Raw genomic sequence first — 13,186 nt, forward strand, 5'->3', positions numbered from 1 at the left:
CAACTTTTGGAAATAGATTTACACAACAAAATAGACGCGCATAGAAGGCTATGTATTAAAAAAGACCTTATTGAATTGAGCCAATGGATAGATTCTCTTTCTATTGTCAATGCTGAAATTGATTGTTTAAAACAAATAGAAAAACAGCTAATAAGAGATTTTAATATAGATAAAACCCTTCAGGGCTTACGACGGAAAAATACGTTGCTAATGGGATTGCTCTGTAAATATGAACAAGAATTAAATGCAGAATATAGTTACGGTAAAAAGGAATATAATGTTATCCGAGCTAAGGAACATGAAAAGAAGCGTGATACATATGCTGCATTTATTCTTGAGTTTACCCAATTAAAAAAGGGGATATACTTTAAGTTATCCAAGTATCAACGTAGATAAAACCGCAAAAGATGAAAAAGATATTAATACCAGTCAATTTTAATAACAACAGTCATGATGCTATTGATTATGCCATCAAGTTTTTTAAACACGAAGACTGTCATTTTTACTTTTTCAATACATACACTTACAATGTGGATGGATTAAACGCAATTCATTTATTGCAAGCTGATATGGATTGGTTTGAAAAACCGAAGCTCGAATCTGAAAACAACTTAGGAGCGGTTATTTATAAATACACGTTTAATAACAGAAATAAGAAACATCGTTTTAACGCTATTTCAGAAAGTATAAACCTTATTGATGGAATTAAAAAGGCGATCGATGAAATTAAAATTGATCTAGTTGTTATTCCAGGAAAAAAACTAAAGGACGATACTATTCAAGGTTATAGTAGAAATACTAGGCGAATAATTGAAAATATTAGAGAGTGTCCTGTGATGATTATTCCTTCTTCGGCTAAATTACATAAGAGGCCTGAGTTTGTTCTTGTTTCTAATTTTGAAATAGAACTTCCTAAAGAGGAACTTCAAAATTGGTTCGAATTAGTTAAGATAGTAAACGGACGGATTAAGATAGTGACTCTTTTTAGTAAAAGTAAAATGACCGACATTCAAAAAATACATCAAGATCTTGTTCGCTTTAATCTTGAAATAATGTCAGCGAGTTCAATTCCAATTGAAAATATAGATACTGTTAATGACTTAAAAGACTTTGCGAATTATCATTCTGATTACATTATCTGTTTGATGGATAGAAAGCCTGATATCTGGAGAATTTGTGGAATTACCCAATCTAGAATTACCAATATGGGGCCTTTACGTAGTACACCATTAATAGCTTTACACCATTAGTATGAGAAGGATGAGTAACTTTAAGTTTACTATTATTTCTATAATAATAGGAGTACTTATTATAACATTGCTAGTATGGCTTGTGCCTACACCAATGCACTCTTAAAATAAAGAAGCCATTACATCTATGAAATGTAATGGCTTAAAGAAAGTACAGCATATTAGTTATGCTGTTTTATGTTCTAACTTTAAAGCTTCAGGAAATAAAATATTATTTTCTAAATGTATATGTAAGTGTAAATCTTGTTCAAATTCCTGAAGCATTGAAAACGTTACTTTATAAGTATTACAAGCGTCAGTAGGAGGGGTGTAATTATTAGTTAAGCGAGCGATAGTCCTAAAAATCTCACCAGCACTATCGTGTTCGTGTTCCATCATTGAAATTGGATTTTGAACCGTCCCAAAATGTGCCATTTCTAATGGAGCATTATCTTCCAGACGTTCAGCCATTTTTTTAATTTGAGGAAATAGCAATTTTTCTTCTTTTTGCATATGTTGTAATAGTTCTTCAGCAACCTTAGTGAACTCTTCGTTAATTTTAAACAGTTCTGGGTGAAGTTCTCCGTGTACTTTACAAAGTTTAGCTAAAAACTGAAGCAATACTGGTATTTTAGTTTCCACATATTTATGGTGTGTTTTTTCAATATAAGTTGCTAATAAATCTAATGGCCACGATTTATAATCAATCGATGGATGTACGTTTTTACTAACAGCAATATTTAATTTTTCTAAAATTTCATCTATAGCAATGCCATTTTTTTCGCAAACAGTTGCTAATGGTCTATTTCCTTTACAGCAAAAATCAATACCATATTCAGAAAATACTGCTGCAGCTCTAAAGTCCTCAGCAACAAATTGTCCAATCTCTTGTTCTTTTAATGTATTCATATGTACGTTATTTAGTATTATTATAATTTTAAAACAGCAGTTCCATCTTCGATTTGATCTGCTAAATTTTTCAAGCTAGTTTCTTGAAGCATTGTTTTTAGGTTGTTTCTTATATCTTGAAAACTGTCGTGAAGAGGGCAGGGCTTTTCTGCATTACATTTTTTAAGCCCTATTCCGCAACTAACATATATATCATCTCCATCAATTGTTTTGACAATATTAGAAAGCATTATTCCTGATGCTTTTTCTTCAGTTATATAAAAACCTCCGGTTGGTCCTTTAGCAGATGAAACTATATCTGCTTTTACAAGTTTTTGTAAAATTTTCGCATTAAAAGCTGTTGGTGCATCTATTTCTTCTGAAATATCAGTGATATTAAAACGCTGTTCTAGCTTTGATTTTGAGGTTAAAAAGATTACGGAGCGTATTGCGTATTCGCAGGCTTTTGAAAACATACTTTTCTATAATTAATTTCTACAAATATATAAAAGATAAATTTGTCCGAAATATGATAAATGTCATCTTATCGGACAAAGTTGTCCTTTATTTTTGTGGTGTCAAAACTAACAAATGGGTTTTTGATGAAATAATCAACAAATTAAAATTATACCGACATGAAAACATTCCACAAATTACTACTGTTCATTTCTCTAGGTTTATTAATAAGCTGTGGAGGGAAAGAAGAAAAACAAAAAGATAAAATTACAATAGGTCAAAAACCAAAAGTAGAAAAGAAAGTTGAAACACCTATTTCAAATGAAGTCCCTGCATCTAAGAGGATAACTCTCGATAATAAAGGGGTAGGTAAAATTAAGAATCTTGAACTAAGTGCAACTATTGATGATACAATGGCTAAAAGAGGGGCTGCACTTTTTAAAACAAATTGTACAGCCTGTCATAAAACAAACAAGCGTTTTATTGGTCCAAATCCAACAGGAATTTTAAGTCGTAGAAGTCCAGAATGGGTAATGAATATGATTTTAGATCCAAAATTAATGACTGAAGAAGATCAATGTGCTAAGGATTTATTAGTCGAATTCAATGGTGCTGCAATGGCAAACCAAAATTTATCTGAAAGCCAAGCTAGAGATATTTTAGAATATTTCAGAACACTTAAATAAGCAACTTATGAAAATTATCAACGTATTAAAAGTACTTCCTTTAATTGTACTATTTGTATTTAGTGCTTGTAAAAATGAAGAGAAACAAGATTCGCCAGTTAATGAGCCTGCGGTTGCAGCTACTCAAACAGGTCAAGCTTTTATAGAGGATGACAATTCTACCCCTAATGTTTTACAGATAGCAATGTCTTCGCCAGACCATACAACTTTAGTGGCTGCAGTACAAGCAGCAAGTTTAGAAAATGTATTAGTAAATGCAGGTCCATTAATGGTATTTGCTCCCACTAACGCAGCTTTCGATGCCTTACCAGCTGGTACCGTAGAGGAATTATTAAAGCCTGAAAATAAACAACAACTAGCAGCTATTTTAAAACATCATGTGACTGCAGGGAACTATGAAAAAAACTTTATTAAAAAGTTTAAAAAACTAGGACAAGCGGATGATACAAATGTAACTGTCGAAGTAAAAGGCGAGGATGTATATGTAGGTGGAGCTAAAATTATAGCCAGTATAAAGGCTGGAAATGGAATAGTTCACGTAGTAGATAAAGTTATTTTACCAAAATCAAACTAATAACAATTAAGAAAACAACTAAAATTTAGAACCAATGAAAAATTATAAATTTCAACTTTTATCATTATTTGGAGTCTTATTGCTGCTCTCGAGTTGTGGTAATAACAATGGACAAAATAAGTCTAGTGGAGCTTTAAACTCTAGTGCAGCTGAGAAAGTCTATGTAGCACCGGGAGAACATGATGAGTTTTACGCATTTATGTCAGGAGGTTACAGTGGTAATCTAACAGTATATGGTTTGCCTTCAGGGAGAATGTTCAAGGAAATACCAGTTTTTTCACAGTTTCCAACTACTGGATATGGATATTCTGAAGAAACAAAACCAATGTTTAATACTTCATTTGGTTTTGTGCCAGCTGATGATTCTCACCACCCTGATATTTCTCAAACAAATGGTGAGCTCGATGGAAGATGGTTATTTATTAATGGAAATAATACACCTCGTATTGCTAGAATTGATCTTCAAACGTTCGAGACTGCTGAGATAATTGAAGTGCCAAATAGTGCAGGTAACCACAGTTCTTCATTTATCACTGAAAATACTGAATACGTTGTGGCTGGTACTCGTTTCTCTGTTCCTATTCCTCAACGAGATATACCTATTAAAGATTACAAAGGAAACTTTAAAGGAGCCTTGTCTTTTATTAGCATTGATCCAGAAGATGGAAATATGGAGATAAAATTTCAACTAATGATGCCTGGATTTAATTATGATTTATCTCACCCAGGAAGAGGGAAATCTCACGGATGGTTTTTCTTCACAACATATAACACTGAGGAAGCAAATTCACTTTTAGAGGTAAATGCTTCTCAAAATGATAAAGATTTTATTGCTGCAGTGAACTGGAAGAAAATAGAAGAGTATGTTACTAATGGAGGTGGTACTAAAATGCCTTCAAACTATGCTCACAATGTATATGACGAACATACACATACTGCTACTTCTACAATGAAAAAAGAAGTTTTAATGGTAGACCCAACAAAGGTTCCAGGTGCTGTTTATTTCCTGCCAACACCTAAATCACCACACGGTGTTGACGTTGATCCAACGGGAAGTTTTATTATTGGTAATGGTAAATTATCAGCTGATTTAACGGTTCATTCTTTTGATAAAATGATTGCAGCTATTGAGGCTAAAAAGTTTGATGGTGAAGCATACGGTATTCCTATTTTGAAATTTGAAGATGTTTTAGCCGGAACTTTAAAAAGTGGAGGTTTAGGACCTTTACATACAGAATTTGATGGCAAAGGAAATGCTTATACTACGTTCTTTATTTCTTCGGAAGTTGTAAAGTGGAAAGTGGGTACTTGGGAAGTATTAGATCGCAAACCTACATTTTATTCTGTAGGACACGGGATGATTCCTGGTGGTAATTCTAGAAAACCATTTGGTAAATATTTTGTGTCAATGAATAAAATTACAAAAGATAGATATTTGCCTACAGGTCCTGAATTAGAACACTCTGCTCAATTATATGACATTTCTGGAGATAAAATGGAATTGATTTATGATTTTCCAACACACGGTGAGCCACATTACGCAGCAGGAATACCAGCAGAATTACTAGCGCCTAAGTCTAAAAAGATTTATAGGTTAGATGATAATAAGCACCCAGATGCTGTACTTTCTCCTGATGGAGCTAAAGTTGTACGTAAAGGTAATGAAGTACATGTTTATATGTCAATGATTCGTAGTCACTTTACACCAGATAATATCGAGGGCATTAAAGTAGGTGACAAGGTATACTTCCATATTACAAACCACGAGCAAGATTTTGATGTCCCACACGGATTTATGATGATTGGTCAAAACAATTCAGGATTGTTAATTATGCCAGGGCAAACCAAAACATCTGTTTGGGAACCTAAGCAACCAGGAGTATGGCCATTTTACTGTACAGATTTCTGTAGTGCTTTACACCAAGAAATGCAAGGTTACGTTAGAGTTTCACCAGCAAGTTCTAACATAGAAATTAGTTGGTCTCTTGATGGAGATTAATTAGTGATTGGTTGTTTTCAAGCAGGTAGTATTGACAAGTACTACCTGCTATTTCAACACACTCACTAAATACGCTTTTATTAAAGCAGTATCACATTAAATTTAGTATTATGAAAAAGGCAAGTATTCTTATGATTATTGGTGCTTTACTATTGACTGGCTTATTTAAATTTCCATTATGGAATATTATGCTGGGCGCACCACAATATCCTGAGCCATTAGGAATGAATATTTATATTGATGGAATCAAGGGAATGAATGAATTTGATATTAAAAATATTGATGGACTCAACCATTATATTGGAATGAAAACAATTCCAAAACCTAAAGATATGTGGGAGTTTACTGTATTTCCAATTGTAATAGGATCGATGGCAGTGCTAGGTTTTATTATTGGTATTTTAGGATATTTAAAAAAGATAAGTTATAACTGGTTTTTAGGGTGGTTAATTATAATAACTACATTAGGTATTCTAGGAATGTATGATTTTAATGCTTGGATGATTGATTATGGAACTAACCTAGATCCTCACGCGATAATGAAAATGCAAAATCCAGATGGTACACCAATGAGTTATAAACCGCCATTATTAGGACATCAGAAAATGCTGAATTTTGATGCGTATTCTTACCCTCGATTGGGAGGTTATTTAATGGGTGCAGGAATGTTACTTACTTTGTTTGCTTATCTATTAGGTAAACGTTCTAAATCTTTAAACTAATGAAAACACTCATAAAAATATTGTTTACGACACTTGTTTTATTCTTTTTAAATAGTTGTAGTAAAGGACCTAAACCTATTGATTATGGTAATGATGGTTGTCATTTTTGTAAAATGACAATAGTTGATAAAATTCATGCTACTGAATTATTTACAGACAAAGGCAAAATATTCAAGTTTGACGCTTCAGAGTGTATGCTCAATTATTTGAATGAAGATAAACAAATTGCAGTTGGATTATTACTTACTAATTATTACGATTCTCCTACGGCATTTATCCCTTCTGAAGAAGCTACTTTTTTAATAAGTGATAAAATTCCTAGTCCTATGGGGGCTAATTTGACTGCATTTCAAACCAAAGAAAGCGCTCAGAAAGTACAAGTAGAAAAAGGTGGCGTACTCTACACCTGGAGTGAGCTCAAATCACACTTAAAAAAATAAACTACAGATAAGTTTTAAAAACTGAATATGTACTTAAATAAATATTTTATTCTTGCTATAATGCTCTTTTTGAATTCGTTGATGGTGTCCCAAACAATAGAGGTTTGTAATACTTGTAAGTTGAATTCATTAAAAGAGGCGATTAGTATAGCTAAAGCTGGTGACACTATAGTAGTTAAAAAAGGAACCTATAAGGAGTTTAATATTATTGTGGATAAACCACTTACAATTAAAGGTGAAAACTATCCGGTTATTGATGGTGGAGATCAAGGTGAAATTTTAAGGGTAGTTTCAGATAATGTGACAATAGATGGTTTGTTTATTATTAATGTAGGTACAAGTTATACTAGTGATCACGCAGCCATACGTGTAGTTAGAAGTGAAAACTTCTTGATTCAAAATGTAGTTTTAGAAAAACTCTTTTTCGGTATTTATATTGAAAAATCAAGCAACGGAAAAATCTATCATAATAAAATAATTGGCGATGCTCAAGATGAGTATAATTCAGGAAACGGAATACAACTTTGGTATTCTAAAAATGTTATTGTAGAGCAAAATATTGTTCAAAAAGTACGCGACGGAATCTACTTAGAATTCTCAGATAATATTCTTATTAATGAAAATATAAGTACTAATAACCTGCGTTATGGATTGCATTTTATGTTTTCAAATGACGATTTGTATACCAACAATACCTTTGAAAATAATGGAGCAGGTGTTGCTGTAATGTTTTCAAAAAGAATCAAAATGATTCATAATACATTTAAGAAAAATTGGGGTACAGCAGCTTTCGGATTATTATTAAAAGAAATTAATGATGCGGAAATAAAAGACAATGTTTTCGAAGAGAATACTGTCGCAATAAATATTGAAGGGTCAAATAGAGTACACTATTCTAATAATAATTTTATTAGTAATGGATATGCTATTAAAGTATTAGGTGCTTGTTATACCAATGTGTTTGAAAAAAATAATTTTTTATACAATTCTTTTGATATTTCTTACAATAGTAAAATAAATGATAATGTGTTTCAGCATAATTACTGGAGTAGTTACACTGGTTATGATCTTGATAAAGATGGAGTAGGCGATGTGCCTTATAGACCGGTAAAATTATTCTCATATATAGTGAATCAAACACCTGAAACAATCATATTAATGAGAAGCCTATTTATTGATATTATTGACTTTTCAGAAAAAGTTTCACCAGTATTTACGCCAGATAATTTACTAGATATGTCACCACAAATAGAACGGTACTAATGATACGTATAGAACAGTTACATAAAAAATTTGGCAAAAATAAGGTGCTAAAAGGGGTGGACTTAACTATCTCAAAAAAAGGTGTTTTTGCTATTTTAGGACCTAATGGTTCAGGAAAAACTACCTTGATAAAAGCATTATTGGGGATGGTTATACCAGATAGTGGTTCGCTGTCTGTTGGAGATATTTCAATTAAAAAAGATTGGAAATATAGAGACCAAATTGATTACTTGCCGCAAATAGCAAACTTCCCTGCAAACCTAACCGTAAAGGAACTTATCTCAATGATTAAGGATTTACGTAACCGTCCAGGAGAAGATAAAAAACTAATTACAGTATTTAAGTTAGAACCATTTCTTACTAAAAAACTGAGCAACCTTTCTGGAGGAACTAAACAGAAAGTGAATCTTGTATTGACCCTTATGTTTGATAGTCCCATTATTATTCTTGACGAACCCACAACAGGTCTTGACCCTATTGCTTTAATACATTTAAAGAAGATTATTAAAGAAGAAAAATCTAAAGGAAAAATAATTTTAATCACGTCACATATAATGAGTTTTGTAGAAGAGATGGCAGATGAAATTGTTTTCTTACTTGAAGGGAAAGTATATTTTAAAGGTACAATTGAAGCTCTTAAAACCGAAACTAAAGAGTCAAATTTTGAACACGCTATTGCTAACCTCTTAACTCACGAAGATGCTTAAAATTTTAAAATATAGTTTTTTCGATTTAATACGAAGTAGATGGAGTTACGTTTATTTACTTTTCTATTTACTGCTTGGTTCAGTGTTGCTTTTTCTAAACAATGATCTCTCTAAGGCAGTCATTACATTAATGAATGTTATCATCATTCTTGTACCTTTAATTGGGACTATTTTTGGAGTGATGTATTACTATAATTCTAAGGAGTTTACCGAGTTGTTACTGGCACAACCCATTAAGCGATCTTCCATTTTTATTGGGCAATATCTAGGTGTCGCTTTATCACTTTCTATGAGCCTCACAATAGGTTTAGGAATCCCTTTTGCACTATATGGATTGTTTCAATCTAATGAAATTTGGGACTTTGTTTTACTTCTAGTAACAGGAGCTTTTCTTACATTGATTTTTACAGCTTTAGCTTTTAATATTGCACTTTATAATGAGAATAAAATTAAGGGATTTAGTTACTCTATCTTGCTATGGTTGTTTCTGGCGGTTATTTATGATGGCTTGTTTCTAATGTCATTAATAGCTTTTCATTCATATCCCTTGGATAGTTTTTCAATAGGAGCAACCATGTTTAACCCTATCGATTTGTCTCGTATCTTAATACTTTTGAAACTTGACATTTCAGCTTTGCTTGGATATACTGGAGCAGTTTTTCAAAAGTTTTTTGGAACAGGTTTCGGACTTTTAATTTCAATAATTGCGTTATCTTTTTGGGTAGTAATTCCAGTTTTAAATATCTATAGAAAATCAAACAAAAAGGATTTTTAATCTAGCCGAAATATTAAGTTTTTGAATTGAGTTAATTTATAATACACTTACTAAAAAAAAAAGCATCTAAACATCTATTTATGAGACGTAGATGCTTTTCTGTTTTTACTATAAAATGTGGTGCTAAATAGTCATTGAAAATAACTGAGTTTCAGGTTTAGCTCTTTGTAGCCTTAAGTCGAAAGCCATACACACATTTCTAACAAAAGGGCGACCTTTTTCTAAAATGGTAATACCATTATCACTAATTTCGATGAGGTTGTCTTCTTCCATTTCTTTTAATTGTGCAACTATTTGAGGTATCTCCTCAAGAAATAATTCTTTATTAGACCAAGAGGTATGCAACGAACACATCAAATTAAGTATGTGTTTTCTAACAATTAAATCTTCTTTATTTAAAATATGACCTCTGTAAACTGGTAGTTCATTTCTTGCAATTGCATCTTGATATGCTTCTACCGTTTTTACATTTTGAGCAAAGCCTAACCAACTGTCGCTTATTGCTGAAACACCAAGTCCAACCATTAATTGCGTTTTAAAATCAGTATATCCCATAAAGTTGCGATGCATTTTATTAGATACTACTGCTTTGTAAAGCGAGTCTGTTTTTAATGCGAAGTGATCCATTCCTATTTCTACATAACCGCAATTTAATAGTTCCTGTTTCCCTATTTCGTACATCTCTCTTTTCTCATCTGGGCTTGGTAGATCTGAATCTTTAAAACCACGCTGCCCATTTCCTTTTATCCACGGCACGTGAGCATAACTGTAGAATGCAATTCTATCGGGTAAAAGCTCTTTCGTTTTTTCTATTGTATTAATTATATGTTCCTTAGTTTGAAAAGGAAGACCAAAAATTATGTCATGTCCCACTGAAGTGTAGCCTATCTCTCTAGCCTGTTCTGTCACCCTTTTTACATTCTCAAAAGGTTGTATTCTATTGATAGCTTTTTGAACTGTATGATTGTAATCCTGTACCCCGTAACTTACTCTGTTAAACCCTAAATCTTTTAGAACTTGGAGATGATTATACGTAGTGTTGTTAGGATGACCTTCAAAGCTTATTGAAGCTTTTGGAGCCTTTTCGGCAATTTCGAAAATTCCATTAATTAAGTTGGCAAGATTTTCAGGAGAAAAAAATGTAGGGGTTCCTCCTCCTAAATGGAGCTCTTTAATTATAGCTTTTTTACCAAGTAATGTTGTGTATAGTTGCCACTCTTTCAAAACCGATTCTAAATATGGAGTTTCAACATTATGGTTTTTAGTAATCCTTTTATTACAACCGCAAAATGTACAAAGTTGTTCGCAAAATGGTAAGTGAATATATAGACTTATTTCATTTCCGTCAGGAGTTTGATTAAACGTTTTAATAAACGATTCTTCCCAAGCATGGCTTGAAAAATTATTCTCTTCCCAATAAGGTACCGTTGGGTAACTTGTATATCTAGGTCCTGCAATATTGTATTTAGCAACTAAATTTTCTGACATGCTATTAAGTTAATGAGATGCAAATTTCGTGGAATACAACTCCTGTAAAAATGACAAAAGTCATCAAGTAGTAACGGTTGCTAATCAATTTAATGAATCTAAAATTTGTATCATATATACTATTAATGGTGAAAATGCAGTTATCATTTTATAAGAAATTTTAATGCTCTGAACATTTCAGCTAAAAAATGTTTTACACTTAATTTAAAAATAAGTTCTTGTGTATTGATTTTGGTGCTTTTACATTGGTGCCTGAAAGTGTATTGAAATTAGGGTTTCACAGCGTTTTAATAAAACTTTATGATAAAGGGGAAGAGGGTAAATAAGTGTTTTGGCACGATGGTTGGAATTAACCTAAGCACGAAAGAAAAATTAATTTAATAAAAAACAATTATGAAAAACACATTTAAAAAAGCAGTACTATTAGGCTGCGTAGCAGTATTTGGTTTAGGAATCACAACTGCACAGGAAGTTGATACAAAAGAAGGTCGTAAAAAAATGCGAACTGAGTTAAAGGAAAGTTTAACTGCTTCTCAAAAAGCTCAGTTAGAAAATCAGAAAGCTTTAAGAAAGCAACAACATGAGTCATTAAAAGCAACGTTTTCTAAAGAGCAAATTGCTTTAGCTGATAATAAAGAACTTAATCGTAAAGAGAAGCATAAAGCTCTAAGACGCACTTTTACTGATGATCAAAAGTCTTTGATAAAGGAGCAAAGAGCAGCTTTAAAAGAAGAGAAAAAGAGTTTTAAAGCATCATTAACAGACGAACAAAAAGAAAAGTTTGCCTCACGTGATGGTAAAAAGAAAAGAAAAGGTAAGCGTCGTGGTCACAAAAATGATGACGATAAAAAAGAAGGACGCAGAAAATAAGATCAACTTATCTATAACACTAGATTGTTAGATATATTTAAATAGAAAAGCCCATCGAGAATTAATTTTTCGATGGGCTTTTAATTTATTTTATAATTTCTATAAAACGTTATCCATAATATCTTGAACGCATTCTGGATTTAAAAGAGTACTTGTGTCACCAAGGTTACTTGTTTCTTTACTAGCTATTTTTCTTAAAATTCGTCTCATAATTTTACCTGAACGTGTTTTAGGTAGTCCATTGGTAAATTGAATTTTATCAAGTTTAGCAATAGGTCCTATTTGTTCAGTAATAATTTGATTTATTTCTTTTCTTAGATTATCGTGATTTCTACTTTCTCCAGTCTCTTTTAAAATTACATATCCGTAAAGCGCATTTCCTTTCACATCATGAGGAAATCCTACAATAGCACTTTCTGACACTGCTGGATGTTCGTTAATAGCATCTTCAATAGGAGCAGTACCTAGGTTGTGGCCAGATACGATTATTACATCATCAACACGACCTGTAATTCTATAATATCCTACTTCGTCTCTAAGTGCGCCATCTCCAGTAAAATACATATTCTCAAATGCTGAAAAGTAGGTGTCCTTGTAGCGTTGATGATTTCCCCATATAGTTCGGGCAATACTTGGCCAAGGGAACTTAATGCACAAACGACCATCGGTTTGATTTCCTTTTATTTCAACTCCTTTTTCATCCATTAATGCTGGTTGAATACCAATAAAAGGTAAAGTGGCATAAGTAGGTTTTGTTGGTGTAGAAAAAGGAATAGGAGTAATCATAATCCCGCCAGTTTCAGTTTGCCACCAAGTGTCTACAATTGGAGAGCTCTTTTTCCCAATATTGTCATCATACCAGTGCCATGCTTCTTCATTAATAGGTTCCCCTACAGTTCCTAAAACTTTTAAGGATGATAAATCGTGTTTTTCAACGTGTTCAACACCTTCTTTAGCTAATGCTCTAATTGCAGTAGGTGCTGTGTAGAATTGAGTAATTTTATGTTTTTCGACAATTTCCCAAAAGCGACCATAGTCAGGATAACTTGGAACACCCTCAAACATAACTGTAGTTGCTCCATTTGCTAA

The 13,186-nt window shown here is 32.4% G+C and carries 15 protein-coding genes; 11 read left to right on the forward strand and 4 right to left on the reverse strand.

What is annotated here, in order from left to right:
* The first annotated feature begins 6 nt into the window (after nt 1–6).
* The gene (locus GBH57_RS14075) at nt 7–396 is read left to right on the forward strand and encodes a hypothetical protein (protein WP_151675139.1); all 390 of its coding nucleotides are present in this window, start codon (nt 7–9) and stop codon (nt 394–396) included.
* Nucleotides 397–407: 11 nt separating this feature from the next.
* The gene (locus GBH57_RS14080) at nt 408–1,250 is read left to right on the forward strand and encodes a universal stress protein (protein ID WP_151675140.1); all 843 of its coding nucleotides are present in this window, start codon (nt 408–410) and stop codon (nt 1,248–1,250) included.
* A 165-nt stretch (nt 1,251–1,415) separates the two neighbouring features.
* Here the strand turns inward: GBH57_RS14080 and ric are convergent, their stop codons facing one another.
* Together ric and GBH57_RS14090 are read right to left on the reverse strand one after the other, a co-directional pair.
* Nucleotides 1,416–2,138: an iron-sulfur cluster repair di-iron protein gene (ric, locus tag GBH57_RS14085; RefSeq protein ID WP_151675141.1), complete on the reverse strand. Its 723-nt coding sequence runs from the start codon at nt 2,136–2,138 to the stop codon at nt 1,416–1,418.
* Nucleotides 2,139–2,158: 20 nt separating this feature from the next.
* Nucleotides 2,159–2,593: an RrF2 family transcriptional regulator gene (locus tag GBH57_RS14090; RefSeq protein ID WP_151675142.1), complete on the reverse strand. Its 435-nt coding sequence runs from the start codon at nt 2,591–2,593 to the stop codon at nt 2,159–2,161.
* A gap of 159 nt (nt 2,594–2,752) precedes the next feature.
* On the opposite strand from GBH57_RS14090, the gene GBH57_RS14095 reads away from it, so the two are divergent.
* The 8 genes from GBH57_RS14095 (at nt 2,753) to GBH57_RS14130 (ending at nt 9,739) form a co-directional block, all read left to right on the forward strand.
* Nucleotides 2,753–3,259 carry a c-type cytochrome gene (locus GBH57_RS14095; RefSeq protein WP_151675143.1) on the forward strand — a complete coding sequence of 169 codons (507 nt, stop codon included), beginning with the start codon at nt 2,753–2,755 and terminating at the stop codon, nt 3,257–3,259.
* A gap of 7 nt (nt 3,260–3,266) precedes the next feature.
* Nucleotides 3,267–3,833: a fasciclin domain-containing protein gene (locus GBH57_RS14100; protein ID WP_151675144.1), complete on the forward strand. Its 567-nt coding sequence runs from the start codon at nt 3,267–3,269 to the stop codon at nt 3,831–3,833.
* A 34-nt stretch (nt 3,834–3,867) separates the two neighbouring features.
* On the forward strand, nt 3,868–5,832 hold the full coding sequence (gene nosZ, locus GBH57_RS14105; RefSeq protein ID WP_151675145.1) for a Sec-dependent nitrous-oxide reductase: 1,965 nt from the start codon (nt 3,868–3,870) through the stop codon (nt 5,830–5,832).
* A 110-nt stretch (nt 5,833–5,942) separates the two neighbouring features.
* Nucleotides 5,943–6,554 carry a hypothetical protein gene (locus GBH57_RS14110; protein ID WP_151675146.1) on the forward strand — a complete coding sequence of 204 codons (612 nt, stop codon included), beginning with the start codon at nt 5,943–5,945 and terminating at the stop codon, nt 6,552–6,554.
* Nucleotides 6,554–6,994, forward strand: coding sequence for a nitrous oxide reductase accessory protein NosL (locus tag GBH57_RS14115; RefSeq protein WP_174844044.1), 441 nt, complete (start codon nt 6,554–6,556; stop codon nt 6,992–6,994). Before GBH57_RS14110 ends, GBH57_RS14115 begins: the two co-directional genes overlap by 1 nt.
* Before the next feature lie 81 nt (nt 6,995–7,075).
* The gene (locus GBH57_RS14120) at nt 7,076–8,257 is read left to right on the forward strand and encodes a nitrous oxide reductase family maturation protein NosD (protein ID WP_235904723.1); all 1,182 of its coding nucleotides are present in this window, start codon (nt 7,076–7,078) and stop codon (nt 8,255–8,257) included.
* Nucleotides 8,257–8,964 carry an ABC transporter ATP-binding protein gene (locus GBH57_RS14125; protein ID WP_151675148.1) on the forward strand — a complete coding sequence of 236 codons (708 nt, stop codon included), beginning with the start codon at nt 8,257–8,259 and terminating at the stop codon, nt 8,962–8,964. Before GBH57_RS14120 ends, GBH57_RS14125 begins: the two co-directional genes overlap by 1 nt.
* Entirely contained in the window at nt 8,957–9,739 is a 783-nt protein-coding gene (locus tag GBH57_RS14130) for an ABC transporter permease (RefSeq protein WP_151675149.1), read from the forward strand. Before GBH57_RS14125 ends, GBH57_RS14130 begins: the two co-directional genes overlap by 8 nt.
* A gap of 123 nt (nt 9,740–9,862) precedes the next feature.
* Here GBH57_RS14130 and hemN read toward each other — a convergent pair whose 3' ends face one another.
* Nucleotides 9,863–11,227, reverse strand: a complete 1,365-nt coding sequence (gene hemN / locus GBH57_RS14135) for an oxygen-independent coproporphyrinogen III oxidase (protein ID WP_151675150.1) — start codon at nt 11,225–11,227, stop codon at nt 9,863–9,865.
* A gap of 393 nt (nt 11,228–11,620) precedes the next feature.
* Between hemN and GBH57_RS14140 the strand changes: the two genes are divergently transcribed.
* Nucleotides 11,621–12,097 carry a hypothetical protein gene (locus GBH57_RS14140; protein ID WP_151675151.1) on the forward strand — a complete coding sequence of 159 codons (477 nt, stop codon included), beginning with the start codon at nt 11,621–11,623 and terminating at the stop codon, nt 12,095–12,097.
* 99 nt (nt 12,098–12,196) lie between these two features.
* Here GBH57_RS14140 and GBH57_RS14145 read toward each other — a convergent pair.
* On the reverse strand, nt 12,197–13,186 hold a 990-nt coding region (locus tag GBH57_RS14145), incomplete at its 5' end, for an AMP-binding protein (protein ID WP_151675152.1).

It is taken from the genome of Patiriisocius marinus, assembly GCF_008974325.1.
GTDB lineage: Bacteria > Bacteroidota > Bacteroidia > Flavobacteriales > Flavobacteriaceae > Patiriisocius > Patiriisocius marinus.

Bases quoted from the DNA above. Each gene is read 5' to 3' on its own strand.
- GBH57_RS14080 (WP_151675140.1), top strand. From the start codon at position 408: ATGAAAAAGATATTAATACCAGTCAATTTTAATAACAACAGTCATGAT.
- ric (WP_151675141.1), bottom strand. From the start codon at position 2,138: ATGAATACATTAAAAGAACAAGAGATTGGACAATTTGTTGCTGAGGAC.
- GBH57_RS14090 (WP_151675142.1), bottom strand. From the start codon at position 2,593: ATGTTTTCAAAAGCCTGCGAATACGCAATACGCTCCGTAATCTTTTTA.
- GBH57_RS14095 (WP_151675143.1), top strand. From the start codon at position 2,753: ATGAAAACATTCCACAAATTACTACTGTTCATTTCTCTAGGTTTATTA.
- GBH57_RS14100 (WP_151675144.1), top strand. From the start codon at position 3,267: ATGAAAATTATCAACGTATTAAAAGTACTTCCTTTAATTGTACTATTT.
- nosZ (WP_151675145.1), top strand. From the start codon at position 3,868: ATGAAAAATTATAAATTTCAACTTTTATCATTATTTGGAGTCTTATTG.
- GBH57_RS14110 (WP_151675146.1), top strand. From the start codon at position 5,943: ATGAAAAAGGCAAGTATTCTTATGATTATTGGTGCTTTACTATTGACT.
- GBH57_RS14115 (WP_174844044.1), top strand. From the start codon at position 6,554: ATGAAAACACTCATAAAAATATTGTTTACGACACTTGTTTTATTCTTT.
- GBH57_RS14120 (WP_235904723.1), top strand. From the start codon at position 7,076: ATGGTGTCCCAAACAATAGAGGTTTGTAATACTTGTAAGTTGAATTCA.
- GBH57_RS14125 (WP_151675148.1), top strand. From the start codon at position 8,257: ATGATACGTATAGAACAGTTACATAAAAAATTTGGCAAAAATAAGGTG.
- GBH57_RS14130 (WP_151675149.1), top strand. From the start codon at position 8,957: ATGCTTAAAATTTTAAAATATAGTTTTTTCGATTTAATACGAAGTAGA.
- hemN (WP_151675150.1), bottom strand. From the start codon at position 11,227: ATGTCAGAAAATTTAGTTGCTAAATACAATATTGCAGGACCTAGATAT.
- GBH57_RS14140 (WP_151675151.1), top strand. From the start codon at position 11,621: ATGAAAAACACATTTAAAAAAGCAGTACTATTAGGCTGCGTAGCAGTA.